16 protein-coding genes and 1 tRNA gene are annotated in these 15,588 nt (G+C 73.2%); 4 read left to right on the top strand and 13 right to left on the bottom strand.

Going from position 1 to position 15,588, the window contains the following annotated elements; all coding sequences use genetic code 11:
• Positions 1 to 20: 20 nt before the first annotated feature.
• The 5 genes from ADY01_RS20870 to ADY01_RS20850 all read right to left on the bottom strand — a co-directional run bounded on the left by ADY01_RS20870 (position 21) and on the right by ADY01_RS20850 (position 4,975).
• On the bottom strand, positions 21 to 818 hold the full coding sequence (locus ADY01_RS20870; protein ID WP_049575762.1) for an ABC transporter ATP-binding protein: 798 nt from the start codon (positions 816 to 818) through the stop codon (positions 21 to 23).
• 156 nt (positions 819 to 974) lie between these two features.
• Positions 975 to 1,048, bottom strand: a tRNA-Met gene (locus tag ADY01_RS20865).
• Positions 1,049 to 1,104: 56 nt separating this feature from the next.
• Positions 1,105 to 2,562: an Nramp family divalent metal transporter gene (locus ADY01_RS20860; protein WP_049575758.1), complete on the bottom strand. Its 1,458-nt coding sequence runs from the start codon at positions 2,560 to 2,562 to the stop codon at positions 1,105 to 1,107.
• Positions 2,563 to 2,696: 134 nt separating this feature from the next.
• Positions 2,697 to 4,208, bottom strand: a complete 1,512-nt coding sequence (locus tag ADY01_RS20855) for a glycosyl hydrolase (RefSeq protein ID WP_234320334.1) — start codon at positions 4,206 to 4,208, stop codon at positions 2,697 to 2,699.
• A 20-nt stretch (positions 4,209 to 4,228) separates the two neighbouring features.
• On the bottom strand, positions 4,229 to 4,975 hold the full coding sequence (locus ADY01_RS20850; protein WP_049575755.1) for an AraC family transcriptional regulator: 747 nt from the start codon (positions 4,973 to 4,975) through the stop codon (positions 4,229 to 4,231).
• 54 nt (positions 4,976 to 5,029) lie between these two features.
• On the opposite strand from ADY01_RS20850, the gene ADY01_RS20845 reads away from it, so the two are divergent.
• The 3 genes from ADY01_RS20845 to ADY01_RS20835 all read left to right on the top strand — a co-directional run bounded on the left by ADY01_RS20845 (position 5,030) and on the right by ADY01_RS20835 (position 10,236).
• On the top strand, positions 5,030 to 6,256 hold the full coding sequence (locus tag ADY01_RS20845) for an MFS transporter (protein ID WP_049575751.1): 1,227 nt from the start codon (positions 5,030 to 5,032) through the stop codon (positions 6,254 to 6,256).
• A gap of 468 nt (positions 6,257 to 6,724) precedes the next feature.
• Positions 6,725 to 9,220: a hypothetical protein gene (locus ADY01_RS39230; protein WP_049575747.1), complete on the top strand. Its 2,496-nt coding sequence runs from the start codon at positions 6,725 to 6,727 to the stop codon at positions 9,218 to 9,220.
• Entirely contained in the window at positions 9,217 to 10,236 is a 1,020-nt protein-coding gene (locus tag ADY01_RS20835) for an RICIN domain-containing protein (protein ID WP_049575744.1), read from the top strand. The genes ADY01_RS39230 and ADY01_RS20835 overlap by 4 nt, the downstream gene beginning before the upstream one ends.
• A 79-nt stretch (positions 10,237 to 10,315) precedes the next feature.
• On the opposite strand, the gene ADY01_RS37250 is transcribed toward ADY01_RS20835, so the two are convergent.
• Together ADY01_RS37250 and ADY01_RS20830 are read right to left on the bottom strand one after the other, a co-directional pair.
• Positions 10,316 to 10,489 (bottom strand): alpha/beta fold hydrolase, encoded by a 174-nt coding sequence (locus tag ADY01_RS37250; RefSeq protein WP_420715730.1) that lies wholly within the window; start codon positions 10,487 to 10,489, stop codon positions 10,316 to 10,318.
• 70 nt (positions 10,490 to 10,559) lie between these two features.
• On the bottom strand, positions 10,560 to 11,318 hold the full coding sequence (locus tag ADY01_RS20830) for an aminoglycoside adenylyltransferase family protein (protein ID WP_049575742.1): 759 nt from the start codon (positions 11,316 to 11,318) through the stop codon (positions 10,560 to 10,562).
• Between the two features lie 132 nt (positions 11,319 to 11,450).
• Between ADY01_RS20830 and ADY01_RS20825 the strand changes: the two genes are divergently transcribed.
• Complete coding sequence (locus ADY01_RS20825) at positions 11,451 to 12,041, top strand: GNAT family N-acetyltransferase (RefSeq protein ID WP_049575739.1); 591 nt, start codon at positions 11,451 to 11,453, stop codon at positions 12,039 to 12,041.
• Here ADY01_RS20825 and ADY01_RS20820 read toward each other — a convergent pair.
• From ADY01_RS20820 to ADY01_RS20795, 6 genes are all read right to left on the bottom strand, one after another.
• Entirely contained in the window at positions 12,038 to 12,400 is a 363-nt protein-coding gene (locus ADY01_RS20820) for a DUF4180 domain-containing protein (protein WP_049575736.1), read from the bottom strand. The genes ADY01_RS20825 and ADY01_RS20820 overlap by 4 nt on opposite strands.
• A 356-nt stretch (positions 12,401 to 12,756) precedes the next feature.
• Positions 12,757 to 12,987 carry a hypothetical protein gene (locus tag ADY01_RS20815; protein ID WP_049575734.1) on the bottom strand — a complete coding sequence of 77 codons (231 nt, stop codon included), beginning with the start codon at positions 12,985 to 12,987 and terminating at the stop codon, positions 12,757 to 12,759.
• A 59-nt stretch (positions 12,988 to 13,046) separates the two neighbouring features.
• Positions 13,047 to 13,877 (bottom strand): helix-turn-helix domain-containing protein, encoded by an 831-nt coding sequence (locus ADY01_RS20810; protein WP_078900457.1) that lies wholly within the window; start codon positions 13,875 to 13,877, stop codon positions 13,047 to 13,049.
• Positions 13,874 to 14,386 carry a DUF6879 family protein gene (locus tag ADY01_RS20805; RefSeq protein WP_420715729.1) on the bottom strand — a complete coding sequence of 171 codons (513 nt, stop codon included), beginning with the start codon at positions 14,384 to 14,386 and terminating at the stop codon, positions 13,874 to 13,876. Before ADY01_RS20805 ends, ADY01_RS20810 begins: the two co-directional genes overlap by 4 nt.
• A gap of 1 nt (position 14,387) precedes the next feature.
• On the bottom strand, positions 14,388 to 14,579 hold the full coding sequence (locus ADY01_RS20800) for a hypothetical protein (protein WP_049575767.1): 192 nt from the start codon (positions 14,577 to 14,579) through the stop codon (positions 14,388 to 14,390).
• Between the two features lie 176 nt (positions 14,580 to 14,755).
• Positions 14,756 to 15,499 (bottom strand): class I SAM-dependent methyltransferase, encoded by a 744-nt coding sequence (locus ADY01_RS20795; RefSeq protein WP_053171038.1) that lies wholly within the window; start codon positions 15,497 to 15,499, stop codon positions 14,756 to 14,758.
• Positions 15,500 to 15,588 lie beyond the last annotated feature (89 nt).

The raw sequence follows: 15,588 nt of genomic DNA, 5'->3' as shown, positions 1-15,588 counted from the left end.
GATGTGGGGTGGTGCGGGTTCTACCGGGATCTGAGGCGCCCGTGGTGGCGCGCGCGGGCCCGGGTGTGGATGAGGCCGGAGGCGGGGTCGCGGTGGACATCGACGTCGATGCCGTAGGCGGGGGTGAGGAGGTCGGGGGTCATGACCTCGGCCGGCGGCCCGGTGGCGACCACCCGGCCGCCGACGAGCAGCACGACGTCGTCGGCCACCGCGGCGGCCTGGTCGAGGTCGTGGAGGACGAGGCCGACCGCGATGCCCTCGCGGTCGGTCAGGTCGCGGACGATGTCGAGCAGTTCCACCTGGTAGCGCAGGTCGAGGAACGTGGTCGGCTCGTCCAGCAGCAGCACGGGGGTGTCCTGGGCGAGGCAGCTGGCGAGCCAGACGCGCTGGAGCTGCCCGCCCGACAGGCTGTCCACGGGCCGGAGCGCGAGTTCGCTCACGCCGGTCATCGCCATGACCCGCCGGACGGTCTCGGGTCCCCCGGCGTCCCCCGAGCCCCACCGCGGGCGGTGCGGGTGGCGGCCGTACTCGACCACCTCGCGCACGGTCACCCCGCCCGGGGTGGGCCGCGCCTGGGACAGGAGGGTGACGCGCCGCGCGAGCTCGCGCGGGGCGAGGTCCCGGACCGGCACCTCCCCCGCGAGGTCGATCCGCCCCGCCATCGTGGGATGGAGGGCGGCCATGGCGCGCAGCAGCGTCGACTTGCCGCTGCCGTTGGGGCCGATGAGCGCGGTCACGCGCCCGGCGGTCAGCCGGACCGAGGCGTCGTTCACGACGGCCGTGCCGCGGTAGCCCGCCCGCACGTCCTCCGCCCACATCGCCGCCGAGGCGGCGTCCGCTGAGTTCACTGTCACGCGCACTAAGGTAAGGCATACCTAATCAAGCGCGTACCCGGCCCCGCGTGAGACCGGGGGAACGACGAAGGCCCGGACCACGACGAAGGCCCGGACCGTGAGGTCCGGGCCTTCATCTCGTAGCGGGGACAGGATTTGAACCTGCGACCTCTGGGTTATGAGCCCAGCGAGCTACCGAGCTGCTCCACCCCGCGTCGTGAGGACCACTCTACGGCATGAACGCCCGCTCGCCGACCAGCTTTCGGCGAGGTCAGAAGTGGAGGTCGATCTGCTGGCGCACGGTCAGGACGGAGAGCACCCCGAAGAGGCCGATCGACCACACCAGGACGGCCGCCCGGAAGCCGCGCACCTTCAACGGCGCGGGCAGCGCCTTGCGGTTCATGTGGAGCAGCAGGCCGGAGTAGACGAACATCATGAGTCCGGCCACGCAGGCGGACACCACCAGCAGGACCAGCGGCTGGTCGAGCCCGAGCGCCAGCACGGCGACACCGGCGGCGACGAGCCCCCACACGAGCCAGAAGTACAGCCGGCTCTCGGAGTGGCGCGAGCCGCGCAGGTACGTCGACCTGAGCATGTCGGCGGCGAGCCTGCTGGTGTAGTCGACGATGCCGGTCGCCGCGCTGAACAGGGCGAACGCCCCGATCAGCCAGAACAGCACGCCGAACCAGTCGCCGACCTGGGACTGGAGCGCCTCGCCCTCCTCCTGCACGAAGCCGACGCTGTTGGAGAGACCCGGCATGCCGAAGAGCGTGGAGTGCGCCAGCAGCGAGGCGAGAACGATGGTCACCACGGTGGTGAGGCCGAAGGTCACGGCCTGCTCGACGTTGGCGAAGCGCCACCAGCGCTTCCACCGCACGAGGTTCTCCCCCTCCGGGACGAACACGTATCCCGCGTTCGAGCCCGGGGCGGCGTCCTCCTTGCCGGTCACCGGGCTGACCAGCCGGGGCACGTAGTGACCCATGCCGAAGCCCTTGTCGCGGATCCAGTTGCTCTGGCACAGGTTCTGCCCGCCGCCGGCCCCCGCGTAGGCGAGCGCCCCCATCAGCACCGCGACGCCGAGCTCCGTGGGGAACTGGCCGACGTGGGTGGCGGCGTCCGGCAGTTCCTTCCAGCTCGACGCCTTGATGGCCAGGAACACCGCCAGCACGAAGAACCCGCCGATCAGCGCGACCTTGACGAACAGCAGCCGTTCCAGCGCGGTGTACACGACGGGGGCGAGGGTGAGGATCGCGCCGATGAGCAGCAGCAAACCCACGGCGATGACGGTGGGGTCGCCGCCGAAGACGTAGGAGAGCATGGTGGCGGAGCTGGTGGCCCAGCCCGGCCACAGGTTCGCCGCGTATGTCAGCCCGACCAGCACCGCGCCCCAGTGCGGCCAGTAGCGGTTGAACCCGGTGATGGCCGTCTCACCGGTGGCGAGCGTGTAGCGCTCGATCTCCATGTTGATGAACCACTGGGTGATGACGCCGACGACCGCTCCCCACAGGAAGACCAGCCCGGCCTGGGAGGCGATGTACGGCCAGAGGATGAACTCCCCCGAGGACAGCCCCACTCCGGCCGCGACGACGCCGGGGCCGATGATCCGCCAGAGCTCCCGCGGCGGGGCCGGCAGCGTTCTCACCTCGGGCAGCGGCAGGTGACGGCCGCTCATGGGGAAGGGCGCCTCGGCGGGGGCGGGGGTGCCGACGTCGTCGTCCGCGTGCGTCATGGGGGAACGCCTCTCTCGGGCCGGTTGGACTCGCGGTCACGTAGCCTGAGAGCAATCTTCGAGTGATCCGATGATCGGCGTCCAGGGGGCGGACACCCGTCGCGCCCCGGCGTCGAGGCCGCTCCCCCGTCGGCTCAGTTCCTCGCGCGTGGGCGCGCGGCGGGGTCGTGGGAGCGCCAGTCGCCGAGCTCGTCCAGCGTGATGACGCCCGGGTCGTCGTACACCCGCTGAAGGAACGGCAGGGGGTTGTGCACGCCGTCGTCGATGAACTCGCCGCTCCAGGTGGTGAACCAGGCCCAGTCCGCCTCGTAGGTCCGCAGCAGCTCCGGGTCGGGGACGGAGCCGGTCTCGGTGAGGGCGACGAGCTTCTCGTCGCCGACGAGGCCGACCAGCCGCTCGTAGGTGGCGCTCACCGGCCCGTGGTCCCCGGTCGCCGGGTAGGAGTCGGCGCTGACGATGTCGACGACGTCGTCGCCCGGGTACCACTCGGGGTCGACGGAGTTCCACACCCAGATCAGGTTGTGCAGCCCGTGGACCCCGGTCATCCGCTCGTACATCAGCCGCCACAGCTCCTTGGCCGGCCCGGGGCCCTGCGCCCCCCACCAGAACCAGCCGCCCTCGGCCTCGTGCAGCGGGCGCCACAGCACCGGGATGCCCGCGTCCTGGAGGCGCAGCAACTCCACGGCGATGGCGTCGATGTCGCGCAGCAGCAGCCCGTACTCCTCGGACTCCGGATCGGCGAGCGCCTCGGCCACGTCGAACGTCGTCGCGTCGGTGTAGAAGCCGCGCCACCACTCGTTGCCCGGCTCGTCGATGAGGCCGGTGGGCGCGTTCCAGTGCCAGACGAAGGTGGTGATGCCGCCCCGCTCGTCCCAGGCGACCGCGTTCTCGACCTCGGTGGAGGTGGTGCCGCGCTCGACGCGGCTCGGGGAGTAGTCCATCATGTCGAGCCCGGCGATGGCCGGGGTGCGGCCGACGTTGTCCTCCACCCACCGGAGGGAGGCCATGTCCTGCTGGCCGCTGAGGATGTGCTCCCCGTAGCCGTCCGCGAGGTAGCCCAGCAGCGCGCGGGCCTCCGGGGTGGCCTGCGGGTCGACGGGAACGCCGGAGACCTGGTGCGGCGGCCGGGGCGGGGTGGGGCTCAGGCTGATGGCGTCGATCTCGTACCAGCCCCAGTTGCTCACGATGCTGATCGTGTTGTCGCCCTCTTCGAGCAGCACCCGGCCGGCGGGGACGGTGCTGAACGTGTCGGTGGCGGGGAGGGTGACGTCGCCCGCGCCCGCACCGTTGAGGCGCAGCGAGGTCACCTTCTCGCCGTAGGGGCCGCGGTAGTGGAGCGTCAGGTCGTGCAGGCCACCGGGGCTGTCGGGAACGGTGAGGGTGACGGAGTCCTCGGCGGCGTCGAAGCCGGTGACATAGCCGGTGCCGGAGTAGCCCGTCGCGGACGACTCGACGGCGACGCCGCCGAGTTGGCCGTCCTCGGCCTCGTAGAGGACGGCGGCGGCGGTCTCCTCCGCCGCGGCGAGTGGGCCGGTGGCGGCGCTGAGCAGGCCCCCGAGGAGGGCGGTCACCACGGACAGCACCAGGGAGGGGCGGCGGGCGAGAGAGTGGGAGCGCTCCCAGCATTGCGCCGAGGTTATGTCCACGTCAAGAATCGTGCACGGTCTCAGGTCCCGCGGTGGTGGGTGCCGGGCGTATGGCCGAAGGCGCGGCGGAAGACGTCGATGAAGGCGCTGGTGGAGGACCAGCCGCAGCGGTGGGCCACGGTGGTCACGGGCATGCCCTCGCTCAGCATCCTCAGGGCGTGGTAGAGGCGGAGCTGGGTGCGCCACTGGGGGAACGACATGCCGAGTTCGGTGCGGAAGAGGCGGCTGAGCGTGCGTTCCCCGGCGCCGGTCGCGGCGCCGAACGAGGCCAGCGTCCGGGAGTCCGCGGGGTCTTCGCGCAGCGCGTCGCAGACGGCCGCGAGGCGGGGGTCGGCGGGCGTGGGCAGGTGGACCGGCCGCTGGGGCGAGGCGCGCACCTGGTCCAGGAGCACGGCCCGCAGCCGGTCGCGCTCGGCGCTCCGCTCGCCGGGGTCGCGGGTGCAGGCGAGAAGGAGCTCGCGCAGCAGGGGGCTGACCGCGTGGACGGTGGGCGCGTCCAGGCCGAGGGGGTTGGTGTCGGCGGGCAGGCCCAGCAGGCGCAGGTCGAGGTGACCGTGCGCGCGGTGGGCGTGGACGCAGCCGGCGGGGATCCAGATGGCCCGCGTGCCGGGCGCGAACCAGGTGCCGGCGTCCGTGGTGACGGCCACGACGCCGGAGCCCGCGTAGACGATCTGGTGGTCGTCGTGGCGGTGGGCGTCGATGCTCTCCCCGGCGGCGAGGACGCGGGCGCGGGTGGGGGCCTGGGGGGTGTGGCGGATTTCCGGCATACATCGGCATCTTATCGAAAGCGCGACGGCCGGTGCGGTGGCGAGGATCGGGGCATGCCAACGAGCCGGGCCCACCGCGCGGGGCCCATCACGCTGCTGTCCTCCGGCCACGCCTGCGTCGACGTGTACCAGGGGGCGGTGGCCGCGCTGGTGCCGTTCTTCGTCGCCGAGCGCTCCTACTCGTACGCGGCGGTCTCGGGGATCGTGCTGGCCGCCTCCCTGCTGTCCTCGGTGGTGCAACCGCTGTTCGGGGTGCTCACCGACCGGTGGGCGATGCCCTGGCTGCTGCCGGCCGCCACGGTGCTTGCGGGCTCGGGCGTGGCGCTGAGCGGGGTCGGCGACTCCTACGCCCTGACCCTGACCGCGATGGCGCTGTCCGGGGTCGGCGTGGCCGCCTATCACCCGGAGGGCGCGCGCGTGGCCCGCGTCGCGAGCCGCGGCAGCCACCCGGCCATGGGCTGGTTCTCCCTGGGTGGCAACCTCGGCTTCGCCGCCGCCCCCGTGCTGGTCGCCGCCGTCGTCGCACCCGGCTCGCTGGCCGCGACCCCGCTGCTGGTCGTCCCCTCCCTGGTCGGCGCGGCCCTGTGCGTGATCGCCGTGCGGGCGGCCGGGGCCTCCTCCGCCGCACCGTCCGCCGGGCGCGCGGGCCCCGCCGGGCGCGGGAACGGCTGGGCCTCGTTCGCCACGCTGAGCGGGGCGATCGTGTGCCGCTCGGTCGTCTTCGTCGGCCTGAGCACCTTCATCTCCCTGTACGCGCGGCAGCGCGTCGGGGGTGGCGACGTCGCGGGGACGGTGGCGCTGCTGGTGCTCTATCTCGGCGGCGCGGTGGGCACCGTGGCGGGCGGGAGGCTGGCCACCCGCTTCGGCCGGGTCCGGGTCGTGCGGTGGTCCTACGCGCTGACGGTCCCGGCCGTCGCCGGCGTGGTCCTCGTCCCCGGGCCGGTGCTGTTCCTGTGCGTGGCCCTGACCTCCGCGGGCCTGTACGTGCCGTTCTCCCTGCACATCACGCTCGGCCAGGACTACCTTCCCCGCCGGGTGGGCACGGCGAGCGGCGTCACCCTGGGCCTGGCCGTGGGCGTCGGCGGCCTCGCCGCCCCCGCCCTGGGGGCCCTCGCCGACGCGACCTCGCTGCGCGCCGCGCTCGCGCCGCTGATCGCGCTGCCCGCCCTGGCCTGGCTCCTGCTGCGTTCCCTGCCCGAGCCCGAGGCGTACGGCGGCGTACGGCCACGGGCCCCCGGGCCGGGGCGTGCGGTGCCGGGGGCGCCGCGCGAGGAGGCGTGACGCCGGGGGGTGAGGACCCGGCCGGGTCCGGGGGCTCGGGCGGAGCGCGGCCGACCGGCTCACCTGCCAGGACACGCCGGCGAACGGGCCCCCGCCGCCCGTTCGTTGGACGCGGCCGGGCGCGTGCTGCGCGGGAAGGCCGTTCCCCGTACCGGAGTTGAACACCGGGATCACCCATCCGCTACGCTTCGGGCTTCCCGGACCGCGAAGCCCACGCGTGCCGTCCGGAACGACTCCCGGTCGAGGTCCGCCGCAACGGTCGGCAGCCGACCGGCGCTTGGCCGCGGGGCCCGCGCACGTCCGTGTTCCCCGCGCATCGAGGAAAGGACGCATTACCATCCTCCCCACCGTGCCGCCCGTCCTCGACGGTGTCCGGCAGGCCCCCCACCCGGCGCCTCCGGCCCCGTCCACGCGCGGGGCCGACCCCGCCCCGGCGGCCGGTTCCCGCCCCACCATCGGAGTACATCTGTGAGTCGTCGGACCACCGCCCGCCCGCGCCGGGCCGACGAGGCCCGCGGGCGCGACGCGTCCCCGCCGGAGCCCACCGTCCCCCCACAACCGGCCCTGCTCACCCAGGAGCGGGACGGCCTGCTGCTGATCCGTTCCCCGCAGGACGACGCGTTCACCCCGGCCGACGCCGCCGAGGTCGCCGCGCTGGCCCGGACCCCGGACCCCGGCGCGCAGGCGGTCACCGTGCTCGTCTCCCCGCGCGCCACCGCGGCAGGCGAACTCTGGAGCCACCTCGGCACCGTGCTCGACGGCCTCGGCGAACGCGGCGTGACCGCGGTCCGGCTGGCCATGTCGGGCACCGGCGCCGATCTCCCGGACCGGCCGCCCGTCGCCCGGTGGATCGCCGAGGCGTGGCGGATCGAGGTCACCGCCCCCGTGGGCAACCTGCTCGCCGTCCCCGGCGGAACCCTCTTCTCCTGCGGCGAGCGGGCAGGCTGGCGCCGCTTCGTCCCGGGCGCCGAGCCCGTTGACCTCGGGCCGCGACTGCCGGTCCCGCCGTGGAGCGAGGCGCTGGACGGCGTGCCCGCCCAGGTGCCGGGCGGCAGCCTCGTCGAGCACCTGCCGGCGGGCCTGCTGATCCGGCCGCCGGGCGCGGAGTCCGTGCGCCCGGGGAGCCTGAGCCTGTCCATCCCGGTCGAGCCGGCGGGCCCGGCGCTGGTGGTGGGCGTGCCGGGCGGCGAGGACGTGCCGGTGCGGGACGTGCTGGCCGTGTTCGACGCGCTTCCCGAGCAGGCCGGGGCCGCCCTCCGCCTCGTCCCCGGCGGGCGGCGGGACCTGCTCGCCCTCGGCCAGGCGGTCGCCGACGCGCGCCGCCACGAGGTCGTGGTCCTCAGCGGCGTTCCGGTGCTCAGGGCGGACGGCGCAGGGGCGGCGGCCGCCCCGGTCGGCGAGGACGGGCTGCCGCGGTGGCACCCGTTCGTCGGCGCCGTCCTGTGCCGCCCGGCCCGGAAGGGCGCCAAGGCGCCCGCGCCCGGCCTCCTCGACTGGTCCTCGCCGTTCGCCGGCCGGGACGCCACCGAGCACGGCGACTTCCCGCTCTCCGCCCGCTGGCAGGCGACCGTCACCCGGGCCGGGTTCTGGGTCCGCGCCGCGAAGGGCGCGCGGCCCGCGGCCACCGCTGAGGCCGTCGCCCCCGAGGGACCCGCGATCGAGGTCGGCAGGCCGGGGCAGAAGCTGGACCCGTCGGTGTGGCCGCTGCTGGCCCAGCTCCTCGGCGAACTCCCCCCCGACGTCCGCGGACGCGCCGCCCTGCTGGTCCACGGCACCCCGAAGAACGGCGAGGTGGAGCCGCGCCGCCTGGCCACCGACTACGGGCTGCGCTCCCTGCACTTCGGTTCCCAGGGCCGCCGCGCGCAGATGGGCACGGCCCGCACGGCACCCGAGGCGGCTGACGCCGGTGACGCACCGGACGCGGGCTACGCGGCCGACGCGGGCGACGCGGCCGGGCCCCGGAGCGAGCCGGAGCAGGCCCCGGCGGGCCAAGACCCGGCGGAGCCCGCGGAGTCCGCCGGGCCCACGGAGCCGCGCGCCGTTCCGGCGCGACCGGACGCACCCGACGCGGGCGAGCCCCGGAGCGTGCCGGAGCAGGCCCCCGCAGGCCACGGCCCGGCGGAGCCCGCGGAGCCGCGCACCGTTCCGGCGGGGCCCGGCCGGGTGCCGCCCGGCACCGTGCTGCGGCGCAGCGACGACGCCGAGCGGGCCGCGTTCCGCGCGTTCGCGGACGGCGCCTGGCGACGGCACCGGGCCGCCGTCGAGCCGCTGCTGGCCCGGATGCAGACGCTGCGCGGCAAGGAGCGGGAGGCGGCCCGCGCCGACCTGATCGCGCTCCGGCTCTACCTCGGCGCCGAGCAGGAGCCGTTCGCTCACGCCACGTTGGCCCGCGCCCTGCGCGCCGGGACCGAGGACGAGGCGCTGCGGGCCTATGGCGCCTGCGTGGCCTCGGCGTTGCAACGGCTGCCCGTGCACGCGGGTCTCGTCCTGCGCGCCGGAGCGAGCCGCGCCGGGGGCGGGTTCGCGCCCGGGGTGACGGTGGTGGACGCCGCGCCGGTCAGCGGTCTCGCGGCGCACGAGGCACCCGCCCCCGGCGGGGACCGCCTCGCGCTGTGGTCCGTCTCCGGGCGGAACGTCACGCGGCTGCTCGACGGCGGCGGCGAGGAGGTGGTCTTCGCGCCGGGAACGCCGTTCCGCGTGCTGGCCGTTCGCGACGCGGGCGGCGCGACCCTCACCCTCGCCCGCGAGTTGAGCGCGCCGGGCGCGCCCACGCCCGGTGGCGGCGGGCCCCACAACAACGACGCGAGCGACGAGGCCGTGCTGGCCCGCCTGGACGAGGCGGTCGGCCGCCTCCCCGCCCCGGCGGACACCCCCTGGCCCGGCCGCTGCGCCGGACCCCTGGGATCCGAGGCCGACGCAGAAGCGGGCGCCGACGCCGACGCCGACGAAACGGAGAACCGATGACCCAGCAGGACAACGGGATACCGGGGCCGCTCGACGTGCGCCGGGCCGTCGCGCTGCCCGCCGCCGACACCGCCGGGGCCTGGGCCGCGCTCGTCCCCGGCGGCGCGGCGGCGCCGGTGGCGACGGCCGTCACGGCCGTCACGGCGGCCGGGGCAGAGCCCTCGGCGGCGGCCGGAGGCGGGCGGCGCCGGAAGGTGCTTCTCGTCGCGGCGGTCATCGCGGGGGTCGCGCTGCTCGCCACCCCGCTGCTGTTCATCGGCGGCGGCGACGGGGAGGAGACGCGGGCCTCGGGCGCCGACTCCGGCCCGAGCGCGGAGGCGGCTCCCTCCGAGGACCGGCAGCCGGACGCGCAGGACGGTGAGTCGGCCCCGCCGAGCCCCACCGAGACGGCGGAGCCGAGCGAGGAGCCACAGGAGCCTTCCGCCCCACCGCAGCCCGAGACCTCGTCCGAGCCCCCGGCGGAGCCGGAGGCCGACGCCCCGGCCGAGGACTCCGGCCAGGACGAGTGGGAGGGCTGGCCACCCGGCGACGGCTGGGACCGGCCGGACGACCAGTCCCCCGACGGCGGAGACCTCTCCGACTCCTCGAATGTCGTCATGTACCACGTGTCGACCGGCCGCTGCGCCAAGGCCGGCGGATTCGGGAACGGCGGTGGCGGGGCCACCCTGGGCGAGTGCGGCGACTCCTCCTCGTTCGGCGGCCTTCTCTGGAACCTGACGGTCCGCCAGCGCGACAGCGGGCCCGGGGGCGCGGAGCTGTTCACCCTCGCCGGCTCGGGCGGCGGGTCCTGTCTTGAGCCGTCGGGTGGCCAGGTCGGCGCCGGCCCCTGCCAGGGAGGCGCGTCGGACAGCCAGCTCTGGTGGCTCGACGAGCAGGGCGACGGCGGCCACTGGATCCGCAACCGGGGCAACGGCGACATGTGCCTCGGCGGCTCGGACAGCCGGCTGACCATCGCGCCCTGCGGCTCCGGCGGCGACCTCTGGGCCCTCGCGGGCACCGGCGGCGGCCGCCGCTGAGACCGGGCCATCCGGCTCGCGGCCTCACCCCCCTCCGCCGGGCGCCGTCCCGGCCTGGCGGAGGGGTGGGGCCGCCAGGTCAGCGCACCTTTCGGAAGAACGCGCGCACGTCGTCGGTCAGCAGGTCCGGGGCCTCCATGGCGAGGAAGTGGCCGCCGCGGTCGAGCTCCGTCCAGTGGACGACGGCGTGGTCGCGCTCCGCCCAGCGGCGGATGGTCACGTCGTGGCGGGAGACCAGCACGCCGGTCGGCACGGTGCTCCTGGCGGTGTCCGTCCAGGCGGCCGCGGAGATCTCCTCGCCGTCCGGGAGCCGTGAGGGGTCCTCAGCGGTTCGCGAGCCGGTCGATCTCGGCGAGGACCCGCTCCACGTGCGGACGGACCCGGGCCCTCAGCCGGTCGCTCCAGCTCTCCTCCGCGTACTGGCGGGTGAGGTACAGCTCCCTGGCGTGTTCCAGGACCGGGCGGTGCTCGGGCGGAAGGCGGGCGAGGGCCCAGGTGGCGGCGGCGTCCTTCGGCCTGATCTCGCCGGTGGCGAGGGTGGTCCAGACGCGGGCCAGGGTCAGCAGGACGTTGCGGGTGTCCGCGTCCAGGTCGCCGAGGAGTTCGGGGATCCCCGCCACGCTCGCCCGGACCAGGTCCTCGTGCGGGACGGGGTCCAGGACCCGTGCGGGCGGCGGACCGGCGAGGGGGCGGTTCCCGGCCAGCGCCATCGTGATCAGCGGGGCCAGGTCCGGCATCGGCTCCGGCCGCGGGGGGCCGTGGGCCTCGAACCCGGCGCGCAGCCACTCGCCGAACAGGAAGTCCCCGGTCGGCGGGAACCGCCACGGGCAGACCTCGGACCGGACGACGACGGTGAGTTCGACCGGCCGGGCCTCGGGCGGGAAGCCCGAGACGACCAGCAGCCCCGCGAGGAGCGCCCGCCGTTCCCGGTCGTCCATGGACCGCCGCGAGACGACGAGGACATCCACGTCGCTCGCCGGTCTGAGGCCGCCGAGCACCGAGGATCCGTGGAGGTAGGTGCCGAGGGCAACGGGGCCCAGGACGTCGTCCACCAGCCGGACGATCTCCCGCGTCTGGTCCATGGGGCCAGTGTCGGGCCCGGGGACGGGAGAACGCACCCGGGTATCGCGCGGGCCGGGTGGCCCGGCCGGGCGCCGACGGGGCGTGAGAGGATCCACCGCGGCGTGCGCCGGAGTGGACCGCGGAGGGTGACGATGTACGCGATATCCCTGGGGGGCGAGGACGGCGCGGAGCTGCGTCCGCTCGAACCGTGGCGGGCCGAGGAGTTCCTCGCGCACATGGAGCGGGGGCGGGAGTTCATCGGGGGGCACATCGCGCTCCCCGACCTGGTCACGGACCTGGAGTCGAGCCGTTCGTTCCTCCGGGCGTACGCGGAGAAGGCCGCGGCCGACACCGGGCGGATCCACGGCATCTGGACGGAGGGCGGGCTGGTCGGCGGGGTCCTCTTCCGGACGATGGACGTCGGGCAGGGCACCGCCGAGGCGGGCTGCTGGCTGGAGCCCGCGGCGGTGGGAAGGGGACTGGTGACCCGGGCCGCGCGCCTGATCATCGACTGGGCCATCGAGGAGCGCGGCATCCACCGCGTGGAGTGGCGGGTCTCGGCGGCGAACGAGCCCAGCATCGCCGTGGCCCGGCGGCTCGGGATGACCAGGGACGGCGTGCTGCGCGAGATCTACCCGTACCGGGGGAAGCGGCACGACATGGAGGTCTGGTCGGTGCTCGCCCCGGAGTGGCGCGCGGCCGGACGGCCGACCGGCCCACGGGCGGACTCGTCGGCGCCCTAGCCCTTCAGCCGCTCCCCCAACTCCTCGACATCGGCGAGGAACCAGGTCTGCCGCCCGCGGTTGCACTCGCGGACGAAATCCCGCAGCGCCGAACTGGCAGCGGTGTGGCGGGAGATGTCGCCGAGGACGACGAGTCCCATGCGGTAGTTGACGAACTTCTGGACGATCTCCCCGGCGACGCGGGTGCGCAGCCGGAAGAACGCCTCGTCCAACCGCTCGACCGGGATGACGACCCACTGGGCGCCCTGGTAGGAGGCGTTGCCGATGAGATCCAGGGCCTCGCGTTCGCCGGCGATGAGCTCCCCTTCGGAGGGGCACAGGAAGACCGGCACATCGTGGATCGTCGTCAGGGTGCTCATGGGGGTCAAGGCTAGTGCCGCGTCAGTCAGGGTTTGCCCGTCAAGGAGCGGCGTCCGGTGCGGTGCATCGCAAGGCACCGGATCGCCCTCGTGCTGGGCGCACTTGGGTGATGCGGCAACGCAGCGAGGTGCCGTGCAGGGCGTCGCGACGGGGCGAACCTTGGCTGACGCGGCGCTAGATCCCGGTGCGGACACGGCCGGCACGAGCCCCGGCCGTCCTGGCCCGGGCGGGGTGACACCGCCCAACGGCCTGGCGGGCGTGGCCCCATGGCGTCACACGTGTTCCACTCGTACGAGGACTTCCGGCCCTACGACGGCCGGAACCACGTGAGCCAAGCCGACAGCTATGCGCTGTCTCACCGGGCGCTGCTCGCAGCCCCGTTGAGGGCGTCGGTCAGCTTCTTGGCGGAATCCAGGTTCACGCGCCCCAGTTCGATCAGGGGTCCGATACCGACCCTCAACGAGTGCCCGTCAACCGACAGTGAGGGCAACACGATGCCGTGTCGGCGTAGTGCCGTGTCCAGTTCGCGCATCGCCGCGTAGGCCGACTGACGGGGAGAGGGGGTATCGGTTACATCGAGCGGCATGGGGTTGCATCCTTTTCTCCGGTGGGGCAAGCCCAGCCTAGGGAAGATTTCACCAGCGATTAGCCGGTTTCCCGTTCCCTCAAAAGGTCGTCCCTGAGACCGGTGAGGAAGGTGCGCATCTCTTCGCCGCTGACGGAGACGTCGGCGAAACGTACGAACTTATCGACATACAGCGCAACGTCCCGGGGATCGGTCACCACAACTTCCGCGTGGACGGTTTCAACGGCGACAGTCCGGTCATCCCGGATGACGAACGCATGGTTGGCGATGTCGTTCTGCTCGACCGCGAAAGGAACGATTCGAATGTCCACGTGAGGAAGACGAGACAAAGAGATGAGCCGATCCACCTGTTCAGCCATTCGAGCTGAAGACACAATCCGCCATCGAAGAACGTTCTCGGTCATGATGAAGTTCAGCTCTTTGCCGGAGTCATAGAGCACGGTCTGTCTCGCCAGACGCGATTGGGTCGTCTTGTCGAGGACATCTTCCGTCAGGCCATGACGCCCGAGGATGGCCCGAATGTACTCGGGGGTTTGCAAGAGTCCAGGAATCAAAGCGGGTTGGAACAGTCGCAAGAGAGTCATCTGTGCCTCAAGTGCCCTTGTCTGCTCCTGCGCCTTGTGGAGGCCCATACGTTGGATAAGCCGCCAGGCCGTTGCCTCTGTCAGCTCTTCGCGAGCCAGCTCAAGGTATTCAGATTTCACCTCTTCCGATACGCCAATGGCGCCGAGAATGCGCTCAACGTCGGCAACGGACGGAGTCAGTCTCCCCGTTTCAATCTTGCTCAACTTGCTTACAGACATGACAGAACTCCGGGCAACTACTTTGGCCTGCTTCCCTGAGACCTCACGTAGTGCCCGGAGTGCCGTTCCCAACTCGCCCCTGTTCACCCCCCGAACTTACCCCACCAGTCGGAGAAAGGAACAGCGTACGCCAACGCCGTCTCCCGGTACGCGACGAACTCGGCAGCACGCTCCGTCGCCTGCGTGGTGCAGCCGGTCATCGCTCCGTCTCGATAGTCCATCGTGACGGGAAAGGTCTCATCGAACATCCAGAAGTCCCCGATGCCCACGAGAGGGCTGGTCTGCTCTGTGGTGTCGAGAATGAAGAATTCTTCTCCGGCTGACGAGTTGGTGACGTAGCCCCATCCGAGTTCGAATCGGAGATACGGAGTCAGCGGGCGGGAAAGGGCGTGGACGCGATAGACGCGCCTGCCCTCACCCACGTGGGCGCTGACTTCCGCCAACCAATCGGCGTTGTAGTCCTGCGGCTTTTCCTCACCGGCAAGGAACGCGGTGTACGCTTCAACGCTGCCCGACTTGCTGTAGTCGTCCAGGGTTTCCAGACGGAAGGCTTCTCGCTCGAACGAGTCGAACAGCTCTCCCAGGGTCGGAGACACGTCAGACGAGACCATCGGCAATAGCCTTCTTGATCAGAGACAGGGGAATCTCAACGACACCTTCGTGCGCGGGCAGGGTCAGGCCGTGCTCGTCGGTGAGGTCACCGCGTACCAGGAGCGTGCCCCTGTCCGTGGCATACAACGTCGGGCAGTCCTTCTTGTCACACTTGTTCGGGCACTCCGTCGCGAGCATCCGAAGTCTCAACTGCGCCTCCATGGTTGGGGCAGGGTGTTTCCTGTTCCACCCTCGGGACTCAGCCCCTCGGAGGCAAGGAGGAAGCTTTTGCGGGAACGGGAAACCGACCACCTGGGGGAACCGGCCCTCCGGTGACTGCCCGGTGATGAGACGGGTGACGCGGCTTCGGTGGCTCAGGCAGGGGGGCGGTGGCCGATGAACATCGTGCGGTCGTGTCCGCCGCTCTCCCGCACCGTGGAGACGTGGAAGCCCGCCTCGCCGAGGAGCCGCTGCCAGTCGGCGACCGCGAACAGGCCGGTGACATGCGTCTCGTGGACGCTGCGGACCGTTCCGTCGGCCTCCCTGAGCGTGAAGGTGTACTCGGTCCGAACCGTGGTCGCCCCCGGCTCGGTGGGGAGGCTCCACTCCAGGTACCTGGCCCCGCTGCCGTCGTCCGCGTCGCCGCCCCCGCAGTCGGTGACGGGCTCGAACGTCTCGGCGACATGGTCGGGGAAGAACGCGGCGACGCCGCCGGGGCGGCAGTGCGCGTAGGCCGTGCGCAAGGCCGCGGACAGGTCGTCCGCCGTGGTCATGTAGTCGATGGCGTCATGCACCAGCACCGCGTCGAACGTCCGGCCGAGCCGCAGGTCGCGCATGTCGCCCCGCAGGTGCTCGGCGTCGGGGACGAGCCCCCGCGAGACGGCCAGCATCTCCCGCGAGAGGTCGACGAGCGTCAGCGCGTACCGCGACCGCAGGTGGTACGCCGTGTGGCCGCCGCCGCTGCCGAGTTCCAGGACCTCGCGCACGGGATGCTCGGCCAGCGCGAACATCTCGGTGACGATCCCGGCGTCCCCCTCGTACCCCTCGATCGGGGAGATCAGCGGCCACCAGCGGGCGAGGTCGCCGTACAGCCGCGCCTCACTGCCTGGGATCGTCATACCGCCCCGCTCTCCCGTCGCCGTCCGGCATGACCGCCCCCGCGGGCACCGGCGACGACGAGCCCGGCCCCGCGCAGATCGTATGCCCC

Source organism: Streptomyces sp. SBT349 (assembly GCF_001083795.1).
GTDB lineage: Bacteria > Actinomycetota > Actinomycetes > Streptomycetales > Streptomycetaceae > Streptomyces.
Note: the sequence above shows the minus strand (reverse complement) of the source record. Positions and strands in the feature narration are given on the sequence as shown.